Below are 16,900 nucleotides of genomic sequence, written 5' to 3'. Positions count from 1 at the left end.
GGGACATTTTGCTCCGCAAAATACCCTGCCGCCACCCACCAAACCAAGAAAATGCAGATCGCGCAGCGATCTGGTATTTCCTTGGTTTGGTGGTCATAGCGCGAGCAAAACACCCGGTCCCATTCCGAACCCGGCCGTTAAGTGCCGTAGCGCCGATGGTACTGCGTCTTAAGACGTGGGAGAGTAGGTCACCGCCAAACCTAGTAAATACCAAATTATTATCTCTATCACGATCAAAACACCGATCAGGACACAAAACTCCCGCGGGATGGAGCAGCCCGGTAGCTCGTCAGGCTCATAACCTGAAGGTCGTAGGTTCAAATCCTACTCCCGCAACCAAATTCATAGCCCTCGCAACTCGCGGGGGCTTCTTTGTTTCTGTCCGCCATATGTCTGATCCCGCTCACGTTTTTATCCTCGCTCTCCTTTCTCCAACCCCACACGGTTACCATCTTTTTTGATGACAGAAGTAGCGCTTTGAACTCACCAACGCGTCTTCATTCCTAAGTCAAACTTGAAATGCTTGACGGTTCACCAAGGTGCAACTGGACTTGCACCGGTTCTGTTCCGGTGTGTTGCTCATTTTAGGCGGTGCTCTTTTCGAACGGCACGGGTTATTTGCCGTGCAGCGCTGAATGGCGCCTGCGCGGGTTGTAGAAGCCGTTGATGTATTCGAACACAGCGACCTCGACGTCCCGGCGCGTCTGCCACGCGTTTCGCCAGATCAACTCAGTCTTGAGGGATTTGAAGAAGCTCTCAACAGCCGAGTTATCAAAGCAATGTCCCTTGCCGCTCATTGAAGGTCGCAGCTTATGACGACGCAGGCGCTTCTGGTACTCGTGAGCGCAGTATTGGGCTCCGCGATCGGTATGGTGAATGCAACCGTGTGGCGGTCGGGGTAACGCGATTGCCATGTCCAAGGCGCGCAATGCAAGACCCTGCTTCATGCGGTTGCCGATCGCCCAACCGATCACGCGGCGCGAATATAGATCAATGATAACAGAGAGATAGGCCCAACCCTCGCGGGTCCTTATGTAAGTGATGTCGCCAGCCCACTTCCGATTTGGCGCCGTCGCCATGAAATCCTGGTTCAGTCGGTTAGGCGCGATGTTGAAGCTGTGATCACTGTCGGTCGTGCGTTTGAATTTGCGGCTGCGGAGAACTTGGATGCCGTTGTCGCGCATGATCCGGGCGACCCTTCGTTGCCCTACATGAATGCCCAATTCGTTCAATTCCTGCGTCATGCGCGGGCGGCCATAGCGGCCCAGGCTGAGCCGGTGCTGTTCGCGGATATGCGCCAAGAGGATCATGTCACGACGCTGACGCCGCGACGGCGGTCCGCTGCGCGACGCCCGTAGCCCACGGTCTGACACCTGCATCATGCGGCACAAATGAGCACGTGAAAGGCTGCCGCGATACTCTGCAAAGAATTGAAATCTCATTGCTTTTGGCTCGCGAAGAAACCTCTCGGGACATTCTTGCAGAATGCCCTGCCGGTCAGTGGATCGCGGCCTTTTTTAACACCTCCCTCTGCTCCCGCAGAATACGGTTCTCTTTGCGCAAGCGCCCATTCTCGCGGCGCAGTTCTGCGTCCTCGGCGGCAGTTGGATTTGCGGAATAATCTCGCATCCACTTGCCCAGGGTCGAAAATCCTCCCCCAAGATCTGAGGTCACTTGACGACGTGTCAGGCCGCTCTGCGTCGCGATCCGAACCGCTTCGCGCTGAAGTCTTCACTTTGTTTAGGTGCCATATCCGGTCTCCTTCAGGGCGAGCATTGCTCGCAGAAAACCGTAACGGAAGTGATGTAAGTCCAGTGCCGCTATGGCGATAGTCGGCAAAACGATCCATCGAAACTGAAACAAGGGAGCTACGTTCTCAGAATTTTTCGAAGCTAACCCGCGCAAAGAGAGATGAAACCACTTGGTGCTGTCACCATTGGGAGGCCGGTGACCATCATTGCGTCCGCTCTAGTCGTTCCTGCGGTAGTTCTGGAGCAGCGGATAAACGAAGCTTGCGACCAAGGCGATAGCCATGACGATGGGTAATATCTGCATTTTTCCGGTTTCAGCATTTCGGATAAGTAAGGACACGAGGATAGCAAAACAGACCCCTCGTGCTATCCACAACCAAGCAATTTCTTTCATTTTATAACTCCTATGGGGATATGGGTGGCTGGCGGCCGGCCCATTCTTTGAAAAGGGCGACCGCCAGCCTTGGAACTTAGCGCGGGTTGTTGCGGCCCTGAGTTGTGCCTCCCGATTGATTATCATAGGCGTATGCCAAGCCACCAGCGAGACCACCCACGATCCCCCCAACAGGCCCCGTCGCGAAGCCTACGGCCGTGGTTGCGACAACGCCCGCCTCATCGCGGGAATCGCCATCCCCATTCCAATCGGTGTAGCTTCCCGTTTGCTGCAGACCACCGGTTGAACGGCTGCCAGAGTCATTTCGACCACCGCTGCTGCCGCCGCCTCCGCCACCGAAGCTGACGGGACCAAAGAGATCGTGGCAAGTGCTTTTGTAGATACGAGACATATTTCTGTCTTCCTTCCTGTTGCGGCGCTGGTGTGTTACCCTTTCCGCCATTGCTGTTGCCGGGTTTTCCTGCCCGGCGGCTCAATCGGGTGGAGGGGTGGTCAAGACCCCTTCACCCACTTCCGCCCATCCCTAACGTTTGGGGCGAAATCGATCCTGACGCTCCATGGCGTCAGATGTAACTTACAGACATGTCCGGGCTGGGGTAGTAATCGATCTTCACCATGCGGCCTGCTCCTGCCGAGCGCATCGCGCATGCACGGAAACATCCTCAGGCAGATAGCTGCGGGCTCTCCTCTGTAACTCAAAATGATCGCCGAGCGGTGCCGATTGTCGAGGGAGGCGCCCGGTTTTCGAGGCTGTTTCATCGATGTCCCAAGCCGTATGTCCGACAGGTTTTCGTTCATCACCGATGACAACCCGCGCCGTACGTTCCCGCATACGACGAAGAAACGTCTCATGGCATTCCCCGACAGGTATGTAGGAGGCTCCTTGCCAGGATTCGATGCCTCGCAATGGCATCATTCCAAGCGAACGATACGCGCCAAGAGCGAGGCAATCATCTTTAGCCTTCGGAACTTCTGGAAGGTGTTTCTTCACAGTCTCGAATCCTCCCGTATTTTGTGAAATATTTATACAATGGGGAAATGTAACTTTGCCGATTAATATCCGCCACAGAGCATCTCGTGGCACATTGCCAAATAAAACGGATGCCAAAGCTCTGGCGGGTGGATAATTCCACCTATAATTATACTCTGTTGTGCCGCATTCGATGGCGCGCATCAGCGCATCGAAATCAGATGACATATAAATGGCGGTGTCTCGAAGGTGCGCATCTGCAATGGCATGGGCACACGCATGATCTATGGATTTCAGGTAATCCAGCAGAGCCAACTCGCTGATGAAAGCCGCCATTTCTCGCAATATAGGGGGGATGAAGAGGCCTTGCGCCGCGCGCAGCTGCACTGCATGGCCGAACTCGTGTGCGACAGCGACAACGTCGGCCACTGATCCCGCGAAAGATTGGACGACATGCGCAGAGTCATCTCGCCCCCTGTCAATAGTATAAGGTGCGCCAGATCCGCCGTCAGACTCGTAAGACTCTGTTTCAATTGCTTCCTTTGCACAATTGATCAGGTCTTGCCCCCTAGGAAAGAACGCGGAGAGAGCCTGCCCCGCAAGCGCCCATGCGCCCCTTGCCGACAGAGGCATGCTCCTCTCCACGCAGTTCGCTTTCACGGGTACATCCGGGCGGCTGGCGGCCATGAGGAGACATTCAATCTCCCTTGCGCCAATCTCATGCAACGAGAGCCAGTCTCTTATTGTGTGCGCGCTGCGTGCAGCCCAAATCTTCTTGGTCATCAGTATTTTCACAGGAGTATCAAGCAGCAACAAACTACTTAGGGTTTACTAATATAAACCTAGACGTGTGTAAAGTGGGTTTCAAATTTAAATCCGTGGCTCATTGCAAGGCAAACGCATTTAACGGGATGATCCACATACGCAATTAATTTGGATGCCGAGCCAATCACATCCAATCGGCGACTCTACTCCGCTCAGGATACATTCCCATTCATAGCCAGAAGATGACAATGGCAGCCAAGGCGATGGCCGAGAGAAAATGACCGGGTCCCCGTCGTACTGTGTGGCGAGCCGCCGCCACTCTTTCAATCGGACGACCATAATCTCGCATCGCTGCCCCGCAGTGCATTGCGTAGGCTCACACGAACGCATGGCGTTCGCCTGCTCACGTCGATCATGACGGTATCCGCCTCGGTGCTCCGATCGGCCAGTTCGACGAGGATCCTCGCAAAGACGCCCATCTTGCTCCACCTGCGCCATCGGTTGTAAAGCGTTTCCGGGGCTTGCGCGGCCCCACTGGGGGCCACGGTCCCCTGCAACTGTGGGGCCGTATTCCCTTGGCCCCCCTTGTGATGCGGTTTCCTAGGTACGCCACAACCGCTTGCCATCGGTTAGGGCGCGAACTTCGCCGACCTGGTAGCGCAGGGCCAACGAAGCGGCGACGACGGGTAATGGAGCGTGCCCGACCGCCTCACACAGCAAGCCGTACCGCGCGAGGACATGCACTGGCCTCAACGTCCGGCACAGGAAAAGCAGCCGCGCAAACGGCGCACGGTGATGCTCGGTCAGCAAAGCCAACAGCGCCTCGGCCAGAGCCGCGTCAGGAAGCTCTTCGACCAGAATGCCCACCACAGGCAGATCCTCCGCCCGTTTGGCCCAAGCGATGCGGCCAAGGGGCACGGGCAAGGCGGGCAGGCGGCTAATATTGGCTTTTGCCGGCCACCGAACCTGACCCAGAGCCTCCCCCAGGTCAGCATTAAAGCCAAAGACATCAGGCAGGCGCAGCTCGTCGCGCAACGCCTGAAATTCGTAACGCGACAGGCGGCGGCCCATGGCGTCGCGCTCGACGCCGGCTTGGCGCAAGAGCGCCAGCATTTCGGTATTTGGGCGGTCCGTCATGGGGCCGGGCTTTCTTTTGGCGCGGACGACAGACAGGCGGTGATCCGTTCAGCCATTTGCGTTGCGCCACAGGCCTCTATACGGGGGCGCTTTTGGACCGCAGGCTTGGCCAGCCCAGCGAGGAAAGCGCGCAGGCGAGCGTCTTCAGCCTCACCGGTTTCGTGATCGAGCACGCTCGCCCAGCCCTGTGTCAAGGCATGACCGGCCCGTGCGGCCTGATCGTCGAGGCGTTCGTTGGTGGTGGGCACCAAAAGAACGGGACCGTCATAGAGCAGCATCAGTTCATGGAATGAGTTGTACCCACAGGCCGAAATCACCCCGTCAAAGGCGGCCAACCACGGGCTGATCGGATAGCGCGAAATGTGGCGCTCCTCTTGAACGTCGGTCCAGCCGCGCGCTGCCAGAGGCGATTGCGCCCAAACCAGCCGGACCCCGGTGGCGCGGGCAGCGTGTACCAGTTTGTCATGCAGGATCGCCGTGCGGGCAAAGGCTTCGCCGCCCAAGGAGACAAGGCACGCAGGGCCACGCCGCAGCCCCAAGGCCCGCCGTGCCGCACGGCGTTTCTTCGGGGGCTCGGTTGCGTGCAGGACCACCGGTGCGGTCACCGTTTCCCGCGACAGTCCGGTATCAAAGGCGTTGGGCCGTGCCGTGGCGCCTTTGTCTGCCGCCTGCGCCAGGTCTCCCGGGATCAGCACCTCGTCGCAGTAGCGCACATCGGCCAATCCTCCGGTTTCGGCGTCCGCGCGCCACATGCCCCGGCGAATCCAAATCAGACGTGGGTGATGGCAACCGGGCTGACGCAGGGCATCACTGACAAACCGCTCGATCCGGTTGCCATCGGTGATCACAGCCGCGGGCCGATCATGGCGGATCTGTTGTGCCAGAGCAGCGGTTTCATGCGCGGTCCAGACCTGCGGATCGGCGCCCAGTGCTTCGGCGGTGTGGCGAAGGATCACGTCAAACCCGGCGGCCTGTGCGATCACCGCCGCCTGAGAAAAGCTCCAGAAAGTGATGCGCGGCGGCGCGGGCAACTGCTGGCACAGCGCGCGGGCCACCGCGAGTTGCCGAGTGAGATGGCCGAGGCCCACCCCGTTCGGAGTAATGAACAGCAGGTCCGCTGATGCAGGGACCACGGGCAGGCGGTTGGCCAGATCGGCCATGTCCTGACGGTCCGCGCCGATCCCGTCTTGCGCAACCAGCCGATAATCGCGCGCCAGACGGGCCCAGTTGACGGCCTCTTGCGCCAGCGCGCCGCCCTGCGGCCCCCGCTCCAGCGCAAAGCGGCCATCGGCGCCAAGACGGGCCTGCCAAACCGGGGCGTCCTCCCGGTGCGACGTCGGCAAAACCCGGACATCCATGCCCTGCGCCGCGAAAGCGGCTGCGGCGACCTCGCTGGCAGCCCACCACTTCACCATCACCGCAGGCAGGAGCGCCGCCGCGCGTGCCAAAATCTGTACTTCCAACGCCAGTACGGGGGCGTCCGACTGTTCTCTCATGTTGGGGCGACGCAACACGACATTCAGGACGCCCGACACCCCCGCCAGCCGGGGCACCGCTGCCAGAAACAGCGACTGAGTGGCGAACCAATCCCCATCCTGCACGGCGCTGCCCATGTCACCGGGCACCACGCCCCCTTGGAGATCAAGCCAAGCCCCCAACAGCCCGGCCATCGGATCATCAGGCAGGGCAAATAGCCGGTGTGGCACCCGTTGCGGCTCAGCCATCGGAATGTTCCTGCGCTGTGTATAAGGTCAAGGTGCGTTGACCGAGTGTCTCGGGGGAAAATCGCGCGCGTACATAATCCGCGCGCAGGTGGCGTGGGGCCTCAAGCGCCTGAGGCAGCCACTCCGCGATCCGTTGGGCCGCGTCCTCGGGGCTTGGCGACGGAGGCAAAAGCAGTCCAGCGGCGGGGCCTTGCGGCATCAGGGCTTCGGCCACGCCACCCACATCGCAGGCCGCAGCGGCTATGCCCATGGCCTGCGCTTCAAGCAGGACGTTTGGCGTGCCTTCGATCCGCGACATCAGCAAGATGACATCGGCCTCCCCGTAAATCTCGGATGGATCGGACAAGCCGCCGTCGAGGGTTAGGTCTTCCAGCCCAATGGCTTTGGCGTGGGACAAAACCTGTTCGGCCAATGGCCCGCTTCCGACCATGCGCGGGACAATCCGCTTTGTGGACATGCGCTGCAAGCGGCGCACCGTATCAAGCCAAAGCAAGGGCTGCTTGTTCGCGGCCAGCCGAAACACGCCAACGATGGTCACCACTTCAGAGCCGGTCTGATGAGGCCGCAGAGAAAAGCGGTCAAAATCCAAGGCGTTGTTGATCGTCGCCACCGATCCGGGCGCGAGCTCCAGCCAAGCTTCGTAATCACGGGCCGCAGCCGCTGCATTGGCCGAAAGGCTGACGTTGGGCAAGCTGCACAGCGCCCGGTACAGCGGGCGATCATCGACGCGGTTGTGGCGGTCGCGGAGGGCGGGTTGCATGTTGCGGGCACTCAGAACGATGCGTCCGGTGCCGTGATGCGCGCCGACGAACCCCGCCGCAAGACTGGCGCGATCCTGCCAGCCGTGCAGGATGTCCGGCCGCAGCGTGCCCACCAGATCATCAAGCGCCGCCACGTCCTGACGCAAGGGCGAGGGCAGCAATTGCATCCGGTCACGGAAGTCTGGCTCTGCCGCCAGATGCGTGCGCGTCCGGGTTTGCAAATCGTGCAGAGTGACACCTGTTGCCTGTAAATCGGCAAGGAAATGGGCCCGTCCGCGATCCGCAGACAGCGAGAACAAGGCGACGTCGATCTGATCGGCCCGCAGCCCTGCCCGCAACAGGGCACGCACGAGCATGACAAACTGCCGCTCGGCGCCACCGCTGCCCAGCCCGGCATTTACCAAAAGCACGCGCAGCTGATTCAAAGGGCGATCCGGCGCAGGGCGGCGCAGGCCAAACCAAGGCGGAAACGGCAAAAGCGCTTCGGGCGATGTCAGCTGCTGCGCAGCCCGCCAACTGTCGATCTGCGAGACGCGTTCGGGCAAGAGCCGCCGCGCAGTGGACAGGGCTTCTTGCGCGGTTTTGCCTACGGGCAAACCTTCGCCATCGAGCCACAGCGCCTCGCCCAACCGCCCCGTGTCCAGCAGCTGTTCCGCCAGAGCGGGCCACTCTGGCAAGGGGGGGGCACCGGCCAAAACCGCCTGCTGGATGGCGCTTGACGCGACCTCTTCGAGGCCAAGGGCGCGGGCCACCTGAACCAAATCCGGCAGGCTCGGCTCGGCGTGCAGAAACTCGGCAAAGCAGTCCGCGGCCTGTCCTGTCCGCTCCAGGCGGATCAACAACCGCACCGCATTGCCCAAAGACGTCGCGCGGTCGGCGTTTGGATCCTGCGCCAGCGCCATCCATCCAGCCAGCGCTTCGTCCCATCGGTTCAAAGCCGCTGCGATCCGGGCGAGCCGAACCCGAAACCGCGCGTCGGACGGGAAGCGCTCTGCGGCGCTGCGGCACCGGTCCTGCGCCTCATGCAAGCGCTCTTGCCCGCGCAGGGCATCGACGGTCATAAGCGCCATATCGCTGTCGTTGTCGGCCAGCGCCCGAAGGCCGTCCACCGCTTGGGGATGCGCGGTCTGCGTCAACGCCTGCGCCAGCATTCGCGCTGCCGGGGCTGGCAAATCGTCCGCCCCAAAGGCCGCCTGCAAGATGCGCGCCGCGCGCGCGGGCTGACCCTTGCCAAGCGCCTCGCGCGCGTCGGCCAGCGCCATCTGCGGCGTGTAGCGCCCAGCCTGCGCCAGCCTTGCGCGCACCGTGGCGGCCAGCCGCTCTTCGCCTGTCTCCGCAAGCTGCCGTTCGAGGTATTCCCAAAGCTCGGTGACCTCATCCACGGGCAGATCCGATGCTTCGAGCCTTAGGATTGCCTCAATGTAGGCTTTTTGGGCGCAAAGCTGCACCAAAGCCCGGCGCAACCTCCCGTAGTCTTGATCGGCCTCGCCAGAAGGGGTGTCAGAGCGGGCATTCACGGCAAGACGCCTTTGACATCAAGCGTATGAAAAACATGCCCGCACAGGCAGGTCCAGACGCTCAAGTCCAAGCCCGGCTCCACGCCTCGCGGCTGCGTTGAGTCACCTTGCAATAAATTAACCTTTGCCACTGTTTAGCCTTATTTTAGCTGCGAATTTTCCCTATTCAAAGGCCAGAGATCATTGATGAATAAAGGGCTAAGAAATTCCCCTCAAATCGACTGATCGCAGGCGTTAGACACGCTTGGCACGAAGAACCGCAAGACCGAATCGACCCTTTAACCAGTGGAGAGCCACCGTGGCCCCTCGTCTTTTGTCGAAAATTGCTCTGAGCCTTGGCCTATGTGCTTTGCCTCTCGCTGTGTGGGCGCAGGAAGCCGCTTTTGTCGCGCAGCCCGGGCAGATTGATGTGGACCTGCGCGGTCAGATGGATTTTCGCAACCTTGCGTTTCGCGATTGCCTTGACCAGCCCGAGTGCGCGGTCGGCGGGGTTGTGATCGCTGCGGAACGGCAGGTTGGACCTGGCGTGTGGGAGCCTGCTCGGCTGTATTGGGATCCCATTGACGGCTTTGGCGTGCTGGGCGGGCAGCAAAACGACGAGATCGACGTGGATGAACGGCTGGTGGTGCGTCTGCCCGAGCCGCGCGTCGTCGGCGGCGTCTGGCTGAGCGATCTGTTCATCGGCGAGGGCGCGCGCTATCAGGGGTGGCCCGAAAGCGACGAAGACGTCGAACTGGCTGACATCGACCTTTGGCAGACGGCCACGCATCAGGGCCGTGTTCGGGTCACCGGCGTCTTTGAGCTGCCCGATGATCCCTTTAACGCGGCGGTGGCAGAGATGTTTGTCGAGGATGGCGACCTGCTCAACCGCGTCATTGTCCAAGGTCCGGAGCTCAGCGTTCTGATGCCGGACGAGGAAAAGCAGCGCGGCGTGGTGCGCCCCCTCACGCGGATCGACGTGGCCCAGACGACCAGCGCCGAGGATGAGGCGCTCGTGGCGGCTTTGCTCAATGATCCCGAAAAGATCCGCGCCTTTGACGACGGGCGCGAGAATGCTGCGACGCTGTTGGAAATCCGCAAGGAAATGCAGCGCCTGAGCGACATTCAACAAAGCGCCGAGGCGCGGCGGACCGTGGGCGATCTGTCCAACGGGGAACTGGGCTGGACGCCGCAGGACAGGCTGATCGCGGATCGGCTGGTGTTCGGCGCGGGCTATCAGACAAGCAGCGACTACTCGGTGGCGGGCATCGTGTTGCAAGAGGTCGCACCATGAACAAGCATCGTTGGACAGTGACGCGCCTGTTGGGCGGCAGCCTGCGCGGCTTTGGCCGGGTGGGGGCTGCTTTGGCGGCTGTGCTTGGGCCTGCTGTGGGGGCTGGACCCGCGCCTGTGCCGCCGCAACCTGATACCCGCGCGGACATCTGGCGCGACATCCGCAGCGAGCTGGAGCGTGCCGATCCCTTGGCGCAATTGTCGGCCCCGGTGGCGCAGATCTTGCGCAGCGTCGAGCCGATGGACGATCCCGAGCGCGCGCTGTGGCTGAGCTATTCGGTGGCGCGGACCGACGAGCTGCAAGACTTGGATGTCTGGTGGGCGCAATTCATGACAGAGCGGCGCGACGAGGCGGGCTTTTTGCGGGTGCTCGAGGTGCGCGCGCAGGTGCTGGGCCGTTTGTCCGCCGATGCGCCGGGCGAGGCCGGTGGCCTCTTGCCCCTGCGGCGCGAAGACTATCTGGAGCAGTGGTTGTACCAAGCCCGCGGCGGCGCCTATGAGTGCGGCGGAAACTGCGGCAACGGCAAGGGCAACGGCGGCGGCAACGGCACCGGCAACGAAGGCAACGGGAAAAGGACCTGACAAGGGGCTCAGGTCGAGGCGTGGACAGGGCAGTGAACAGCGTACGAGTTACCACAGGCTATGACAGCCAAAGTGCCGCCCCGGTGCCGCAAGCGCGGGTGCGCGCGCTGCTGGACGAGGGCCATCCGCGGATGGTGGGCAAGGCCGACCTGGGCCGCCTGCTGCGCGTCGCCTCTGCGCTGCCTGAAAATGCGGTGATCGTCGAGATGGGGCCGTGGCTGGGGTGGTTCAGTCACGCGTTGGCCGCGCATGGGCAGCTGCATGTCGTCGACACCTTCCGCTGGACCGCCGATCACGACCGGCGTGTGCCGCAGATGATCGCGCCGGGCGACAGCTTCCGGGCGCTGTTCGAGGCGATCATGGCCGCCTGCGGGGCCAGCGCCACGGTGCATGAAACCAGTTTCGCGGATTTCACATGGTCTGGCACAGAAACTGGCACAGAAACTGGCGCGGCCATCGACCTGTTGGTGATCGACTCGCCCAAATCGCCCGAGGCACTGAAAGATTGCCTTTTGCCGGTGCTGACCGCGCTCAAACCCGGTGCGACGGTTCTGATCAAGAACGGCCTCAACCCCAAGCAATACGAGATGATGGGCTACGTCGAAGCCTTGGTTGGCCGCGATCTCTTTCGCTTTGCCAAGGATAACGATCCGTCCGAGACCAATATCCTTGCGTTGGAGCGCACGGGCTCCGGGGGGACGGAGTTGCTTGATACCGACGCGAGTGCCCCCGATGATGTGGCGGTTACGCTGGGCGCGGCGCAGGTCGTGGCGCGCTGCGCAGCGATGCTGTCCGAGGGCAACCTCGCCGGGGCATTGGCGCTGCTCGAACGCCAGCCCGCCGATCCCGACATGATCCGTCTATGGGATGCGACAGAACCCAGCATCACCGGCCCCGACTTGCAGCCCTTGGATCTGGCGGTGTTTGCCGACCTGCTGACCCGGCAAAATGATCCGCTGGCCCGTGCCGAACCCGCGCCCAAAGCCCTAAGCAGCGGTCCCATGGCGCCGGTGCGCGCCTTTTGGCAGCACCACGCTGGCCAGCCGTGGCGGTGCCGCGCGCTCAAACCTGCGCTTTTGCAGCGCGCGCAGGCCTTTGGCTATATGGCTTGGCCGGATCGCATCGCTGATTTTCTGCCCGGACGCGCGGTGATTGACCTTGGCTGTGGGTCTGGCCTGCACGGTCTGGGGTATCTGGCCCATGGGGCTGTGTCCGTGGTGGGGATCGACCCCGCGCTGGAACCGACGCGCGACCGGGTCAAGAACCTGCGCAGCCGACGGCGCGAAGGCTTTGGCTGGACGCCCGAGCAGATCATGCAAGACATGCCAGTCTTAAAGCTGCGCTCCGAGAGCATCGCGGATCAGCCAGCGGCTACTGCGTTCGACCTCGCGATCCTGCATGATTGCCTAGCCCATGTAGATGACCCCGAGGCGGCGCTGGCAAAGGCGGCCGCGCTGCTGAGGCCCGGTGGGCGGGTCGTCATCCGCCACAAGAATTTCTATGGATGGACGGGCCACAGTGGCCAGCCCAAGACCGTCGACGCCTTTGACCCCACCGACCCCGCGCAGGCGGCAGTGGCAGATTGGGGGCACCTAAGCTGGCAAGCGCCGGAGGATCACTACATCCGCCGCAGCCTCAACCGCGTGCGTCTGGGCGATCTGGTGCAATCCATCGAGCGGCACTTTACGATTGAAACCCTGACGGAGCACCTCGCCACTGAAAAAACCGGCCTTGGGCGGCTGACCGACGCCATCCGCGCGCGCCATCCCGATCTGGACAGGCGCGACTTTGATACCCATTGGATTTTCTGCACGGCGGTGGTGAAATGAGCGCCCGTGATACGAAAGGACACAAGATGACAGCGATGGCGTCTTTGCGTGTGATGGCTGCGGCGCTGGTGCTGGGGGCGGCCTGTCTGGGCGCGGCGCAAGAGGCGCAGGCCCAAGGCGCCCCGGTTGCGCAAGAGGAACCAAGCCTCGATCAGCGCTACAAAGCCGTCGAGGAACGGCGCAAGGCCGCGCGTCTTTTGCCAGAGATGCAAAGCATCATCGCCGACTATCAGGCGTTGGCCGATGCCGGTCATGCGCGTTCGGCGTTTCGTCTGGGCAATATCTTTTACCGGGGCACGCTGGTGCCTGCCGACCCCGCGCGCGGCACGGATCGCTACCGCCAGGCGGCAGAGCTGGGGATGGACGACGCGTGGCGCTATCTCGGCAACGCCTTGCTGGCGCAGGATCGGGGAGAGGCCGCGCTGGAGGCCTTTGGCAACGCCAGCAAGGCGGGTGTCACCGGCTGGGAGCTCAGCGCCGCCAAGGCCCATTTGACCCGGCGCTTTGGGACCCGCTCTGCTCCCGCCGAAGGGCTGGCGATGTTGCAAACGCTGGCGGACGGCGGCGACGACAAAGCGCGCATGGAGCTGGCCAAGGTCCGCGCCAACGCGTCCAGCGGCTTTGCCGATTTCGATGCGGCGCGCGCGTTGCTCGAAGAGATGGCCCAGAGCGGCGATGCCGAGGCGCTGTCGCGGCTCGCGCGGCTCTATCGGTCGGGGCTGGGAGTGCCGCGCGACTATGCCCGCGCCAATGCGCTGTACCTACAGGCCGCTGCGGCGGGGCAGGGCGGGGCGCTGCTGTCCGCTGCTGAAATGGAAATGCGCCGGGGGCTGTACAGCCGCGCGCGCACCACGCTGAACAAGGCTATGGAGGCCGACGTCGAAGGCGCAGCGCTGGCGCTGGCCGAGGCCGAGCTGCGCCGCAACTTGGGCAGCCGCTCTGACCCGGCAGCGGGGACCGCGCTGATCCGCGATGGTCTTGACCGGCAGGATCTGGACTTTGCCCTGCTGGCGCTGGACCTGATGGGGGATCGCCTGACCCCCGGCGTGCCTGCGCCCGAGGTGCTGGAGATGGTGGAACGTGCCGCTGATACGGGGTCATCGCAGGCGGCCCTGGCGCTGATCCGCGTGTCGCGCGAACGTCCCCGGCTGGTGCCGGGCCTTGGGGCGCGGCGGGTGCCGTGGCTGACGAAATACAGCGATCAATTGCCCGAAGAGGCCCGCATCGAAGAGGAAATCCGCCTGCTGGTGGCGGTGAACGCGCCCGCCAAGGCCCGCCGCCTCGTGCAACAGCGCGTGGCGCAGGCGGATGCCGCGCTGGTGGACGTGACGCTGGTCGCCGCCTGGCGCGCGGACCGCAACGTCTACATCCACGCCGTGCAGGCCGAGCTGACGCGGTTGGGTATGTATGCAGGCCGGTTGAACGGACGATTGACCGGCGCGACCTTGGGCGCGATGCTGCGCTTTTGCCGCCAAGAGGGCTTTGCCGAGCAGTGCCAGCACGGGCCTTTGGGCGGCACGGCGGTGCGCCTTGTTTCGGCGGCGCTTGCCGCCCGCCGCTGATGACCGCCTAAGACCAAGAGCAAGACAAAGGACCAACCATGACGCTCAGTATCGCGCCCATCGGATCTTGCCGTATCGTTGACCCCCTGCGCCAGGGCCGCGACCGCTTTGACGTGTCGATGAACCGGGGGCGCAGCTTTGGGTTCACCCATTCCTCGCCCGAGGCGGTGCAGCAGCTGCGCTTTATGCGCGGAGAGATCGACATCCCCAAAGAGTGGTGGCCCTGCGTGTCCGGGTTTGATCGCGCCGAAGTTCGCGCGCAAGAGCACCCCATGTCCGATCTTTATCTGGTCGAGCTGTCCTCGGAAAAGATCCTCAGCGTGGGCGAGACCTATTTGCAGCTGAATTACCTACGCACGCAGTTTGACGCCTTTTTCAAGGATGGCGCGCGCAAGAATGGCTATTGGAAAGCCATCGAGCGCGGCACGCAGCAAGAGATCGACGCCTTTCTCGCCACGAACTGGCCCGGAGAGGACAACGCCGCAGACCGGGCCGCGTTGCGGCAGATCCGCCAGTCGCGTGCCACCCGTGACATGACGGTCCGGGATATGCGCTTTTTGGCCGAGGCGCTGCCGCGGGTGGTCTTTGTCACGCATGTCAACGCCGAGGAGCCGGGCAAGGGGCTGATCAAGACCCGCGACCGCTATATCACGATGGTCAAAGAGGTGGCCGCCGCCGAAGGGCTGACGGTCTTTGATCCGACCGACGTGATGCGGGCCGCAGGGCAATCCGCCGCGTTGGAGGACGACCTCAATCATTACCGCGAAGCCTTCAAAGCCCAAGTGTTCGCGGGAATATATGACACAGTTCTCCGCGATTTAGCGGCTTCCTAAGAGTCGTCGAACACGGAGCCGCAAAATCTGTTGGGTGAACCAGCAAGGTGAGTGTCCTCCTTCGCCCTTTGAGTAAGCCAAGCAGAGGTCCGAAGCTCCAGGTTGCGATGCTTGCTATCGCATCGGAGCAAAGACTGACGACAAATGAGGCCAAATCGTAAAGGCACTCTTAAAGATCACCGGTGCGGTTTCGTCGCTCTATGCGGGTTTGCTTCCTGCGCAAAGCCAAGAAAGCTGTTCGCGTTCGACCAGTGGATCGAAGCCAGATTGGCTGTCACCCACGTCCCGGCAACCTGGATGGACGATCATCCGCTGCACGCAGCCTCTAATTTCTGCCATCTGCTTGGCGCGGCACGACTGCGGCTTGAGGATATCCCCCAGTCGCGCAGCACCTCCGAGGATCATCCGATCCTCTATCAGATGGGCTTTCAAGTCGCCCGACATGGCCCGGACGCCATTCGAGACACATTTGAGGCACTTCAGAGCAAACCCGGCGCACCGCATGACGGACCGAAAGCCATTTTCCCAAGGCTCTACGTCCGGCCAAGGCATCCTCGAAGCTTTGGTAAAGAGACGACTTGCCTGCCTCGACCTGACGATCGAGCTTGTACAGCTCCAACTCCCTTTTTTCGCCACCTCAGCATCATCTCGTTGAATGCGAGATCAAAGTTGCCAGGCTCGTGTACTCCAGCAGTACCGTCGGGCTTGAGGCGCGATGTCGATCCTGGCAACACTGATGTGGAAGCATCAAGCCTAAACTTTGATCACCCCGCACCTTTGGCTTGGGTTGGCGTCCTGGTGCTGACCTGTGGCCTGAAGACAAGGCCAACGCCTTCGCCCCGAAAACGCTCAAACTGGTTTCGACACCGGCAAATCGATCCAAAAGTAATAGAGGCCCGTTGGAATGGCGTTCCCGGGTCCGAAATAACATTGCCTGTATTTAGGCAAATTTTCTAGTGGTTTGATTAACGACTGCCTGCACCTGTATCCTGGTCAGGCTCGGCTCCTCGCCAACTGTCCGGGGCTCTGGGTAATACAGCCTTTTACTCAACATCCCCCTCGCATGTGCGATGTAAAGTAGTGAGAGAGAACCGCCGGCGTCCGCGATGCGGCAGGAAGCTGACGCTTGGCATGCTACCCAAGCCGGGCGCCACCCGTCGTGCCCGGCCCTCTCCGGACCTTGGCACCCTACGTTGTCACTTCAGCTCAGCTTCCCCGAAACTGCAACCTGAGACATCGCGCAGCTTTTCGGACCATAAGCGGCGGCTTACCATCAAGACGCCCCGACAGGAGGTCGTCCTTACTCCCCTCCAGCAGAGGCACGCTGTCGTAGCGTTTCAGCGGACTGGCCTCGCGCCATAACGGGACAAGCGCGGCTTGGTGGATGACATAGACTGAGACATGCGGGACCAGCCAATGCCCTCGCTTCTTCATTTCGCCGGTTTGCTCAAAGTCCTACCTTAGACACTGCGGACATCCGTACTTCATGTGCGTTTGCAGGGTGAACCGCTCCTGGTTTTCCGGAGGCTCCAAATCAAGGAAGGATTGGAGCCATGGAAAGAGACAACAGAGCGAACCGCTATTCACCTGAGACACGAGCAAGGGCCGTGCGGATGGTGTTCGAAAATCAGGGCAACTACGCGAGTCAGGCGGCGGCGATCAAAGCGATTGCGCCTAAGATTGGCTGTGGCCGGGACACGTTGCGGCGTTGGGTTCAGCACGAAGAGGCCGACACGGGCCAGAGGGATGGTGTGACGTCGGGGGAGCGGTCCAGGAGTGAGCCATTGATGGCGCCATTGGTTC

13 protein-coding genes, 1 tRNA gene, 1 rRNA gene and 2 pseudogenes are annotated in these 16,900 nt (G+C 61.9%); 8 read left to right on the top strand and 9 right to left on the bottom strand.

Annotated features, from left to right (window positions below; all coding sequences use genetic code 11):
* The first annotated feature begins 85 nt into the window (after positions 1 to 85).
* A 5S ribosomal RNA gene (gene rrf, locus B9A11_RS20835) occupies positions 86 to 200 on the top strand.
* Positions 201 to 262: 62 nt separating this feature from the next.
* Positions 263 to 339 (top strand) — tRNA-Met (locus tag B9A11_RS20830).
* A gap of 275 nt (positions 340 to 614) precedes the next feature.
* Here the strand turns inward: B9A11_RS20830 and B9A11_RS20825 are convergent.
* From B9A11_RS20825 to B9A11_RS20805, 9 genes and pseudogenes are all read right to left on the bottom strand, one after another.
* Positions 615 to 1,707 (bottom strand): IS3 family transposase gene (locus tag B9A11_RS20825; protein ID WP_370736553.1). Its coding sequence is split into 2 segments (ribosomal slippage): positions 615 to 1,505 and positions 1,507 to 1,707, totalling 1,092 coding nucleotides; the frame shifts between segments, so codons are not numbered across the junction.
* Between the two features lie 261 nt (positions 1,708 to 1,968).
* The gene (locus tag B9A11_RS21535; protein WP_159452544.1) at positions 1,969 to 2,145 is read right to left on the bottom strand and encodes a hypothetical protein; all 177 of its coding nucleotides are present in this window, start codon (positions 2,143 to 2,145) and stop codon (positions 1,969 to 1,971) included.
* A gap of 76 nt (positions 2,146 to 2,221) precedes the next feature.
* On the bottom strand, positions 2,222 to 2,536 hold the full coding sequence (locus tag B9A11_RS21300) for a hypothetical protein (RefSeq protein WP_143595965.1): 315 nt from the start codon (positions 2,534 to 2,536) through the stop codon (positions 2,222 to 2,224).
* Between the two features lie 219 nt (positions 2,537 to 2,755).
* Entirely contained in the window at positions 2,756 to 3,910 is a 1,155-nt protein-coding gene (locus B9A11_RS21295; RefSeq protein ID WP_234988924.1) for a hypothetical protein, read from the bottom strand.
* A gap of 199 nt (positions 3,911 to 4,109) precedes the next feature.
* A pseudogene (locus B9A11_RS21290) lies at positions 4,110 to 4,231 on the bottom strand (IS5/IS1182 family transposase); the annotation flags it as partial.
* Between the two features lie 50 nt (positions 4,232 to 4,281).
* Positions 4,282 to 4,395 (bottom strand): annotated as a pseudogene (locus B9A11_RS22390) (IS5/IS1182 family transposase); the annotation flags it as partial.
* Between the two features lie 85 nt (positions 4,396 to 4,480).
* Positions 4,481 to 5,017 (bottom strand): hypothetical protein, encoded by a 537-nt coding sequence (locus B9A11_RS20820; RefSeq protein WP_058249574.1) that lies wholly within the window; start codon positions 5,015 to 5,017, stop codon positions 4,481 to 4,483.
* Positions 5,014 to 6,741 (bottom strand): hypothetical protein, encoded by a 1,728-nt coding sequence (locus B9A11_RS21285; RefSeq protein ID WP_058249573.1) that lies wholly within the window; start codon positions 6,739 to 6,741, stop codon positions 5,014 to 5,016. Before B9A11_RS21285 ends, B9A11_RS20820 begins: the two co-directional genes overlap by 4 nt.
* Positions 6,734 to 9,019 (bottom strand): glycosyltransferase, encoded by a 2,286-nt coding sequence (locus B9A11_RS20805; RefSeq protein ID WP_058249572.1) that lies wholly within the window; start codon positions 9,017 to 9,019, stop codon positions 6,734 to 6,736. Before B9A11_RS20805 ends, B9A11_RS21285 begins: the two co-directional genes overlap by 8 nt.
* A gap of 298 nt (positions 9,020 to 9,317) precedes the next feature.
* On the opposite strand from B9A11_RS20805, the gene B9A11_RS20800 reads away from it, so the two are divergent.
* From B9A11_RS20800 to B9A11_RS22385, 6 genes are all read left to right on the top strand, one after another.
* Positions 9,318 to 10,292: a hypothetical protein gene (locus tag B9A11_RS20800; RefSeq protein WP_143595963.1), complete on the top strand. Its 975-nt coding sequence runs from the start codon at positions 9,318 to 9,320 to the stop codon at positions 10,290 to 10,292.
* Positions 10,289 to 10,873, top strand: a complete 585-nt coding sequence (locus B9A11_RS20795; RefSeq protein ID WP_058249570.1) for a hypothetical protein — start codon at positions 10,289 to 10,291, stop codon at positions 10,871 to 10,873. Before B9A11_RS20800 ends, B9A11_RS20795 begins: the two co-directional genes overlap by 4 nt.
* A gap of 32 nt (positions 10,874 to 10,905) precedes the next feature.
* Positions 10,906 to 12,702 carry a class I SAM-dependent methyltransferase gene (locus tag B9A11_RS20790; protein ID WP_143595962.1) on the top strand — a complete coding sequence of 599 codons (1,797 nt, stop codon included), beginning with the start codon at positions 10,906 to 10,908 and terminating at the stop codon, positions 12,700 to 12,702.
* A gap of 26 nt (positions 12,703 to 12,728) precedes the next feature.
* On the top strand, positions 12,729 to 14,264 hold the full coding sequence (locus B9A11_RS20785; protein ID WP_058249568.1) for a tetratricopeptide repeat protein: 1,536 nt from the start codon (positions 12,729 to 12,731) through the stop codon (positions 14,262 to 14,264).
* Positions 14,265 to 14,302: 38 nt separating this feature from the next.
* Entirely contained in the window at positions 14,303 to 15,097 is a 795-nt protein-coding gene (locus B9A11_RS20780; protein ID WP_058249567.1) for a hypothetical protein, read from the top strand.
* 1,553 nt (positions 15,098 to 16,650) lie between these two features.
* A partial coding sequence (locus B9A11_RS22385) for a transposase (protein WP_327442518.1) occupies positions 16,651 to 16,900 on the top strand: 250 nt, incomplete at its 3' end.

The sequence above is a fragment of the Tropicibacter naphthalenivorans genome (genome assembly GCF_900176475.1).
Lineage (GTDB): Bacteria > Pseudomonadota > Alphaproteobacteria > Rhodobacterales > Rhodobacteraceae > Tropicibacter > Tropicibacter naphthalenivorans.
This window is presented reverse-complemented; position numbering and strand designations above follow the sequence as displayed.

What these genes read in the sequence shown, in the direction of transcription:
- B9A11_RS21535 (WP_159452544.1), bottom strand. Translation starts at nt 2,145, where the DNA reads ATGAAAGAAATTGCTTGGTTGTGGATAGCACGAGGGGTCTGTTTTGCT.
- B9A11_RS21300 (WP_143595965.1), bottom strand. Translation starts at nt 2,536, where the DNA reads ATGTCTCGTATCTACAAAAGCACTTGCCACGATCTCTTTGGTCCCGTC.
- B9A11_RS20820 (WP_058249574.1), bottom strand. Translation starts at nt 5,017, where the DNA reads ATGACGGACCGCCCAAATACCGAAATGCTGGCGCTCTTGCGCCAAGCC.
- B9A11_RS21285 (WP_058249573.1), bottom strand. Translation starts at nt 6,741, where the DNA reads ATGGCTGAGCCGCAACGGGTGCCACACCGGCTATTTGCCCTGCCTGAT.
- B9A11_RS20795 (WP_058249570.1), top strand. Translation starts at nt 10,289, where the DNA reads ATGAACAAGCATCGTTGGACAGTGACGCGCCTGTTGGGCGGCAGCCTG.
- B9A11_RS20785 (WP_058249568.1), top strand. Translation starts at nt 12,729, where the DNA reads ATGACAGCGATGGCGTCTTTGCGTGTGATGGCTGCGGCGCTGGTGCTG.
- B9A11_RS20780 (WP_058249567.1), top strand. Translation starts at nt 14,303, where the DNA reads ATGACGCTCAGTATCGCGCCCATCGGATCTTGCCGTATCGTTGACCCC.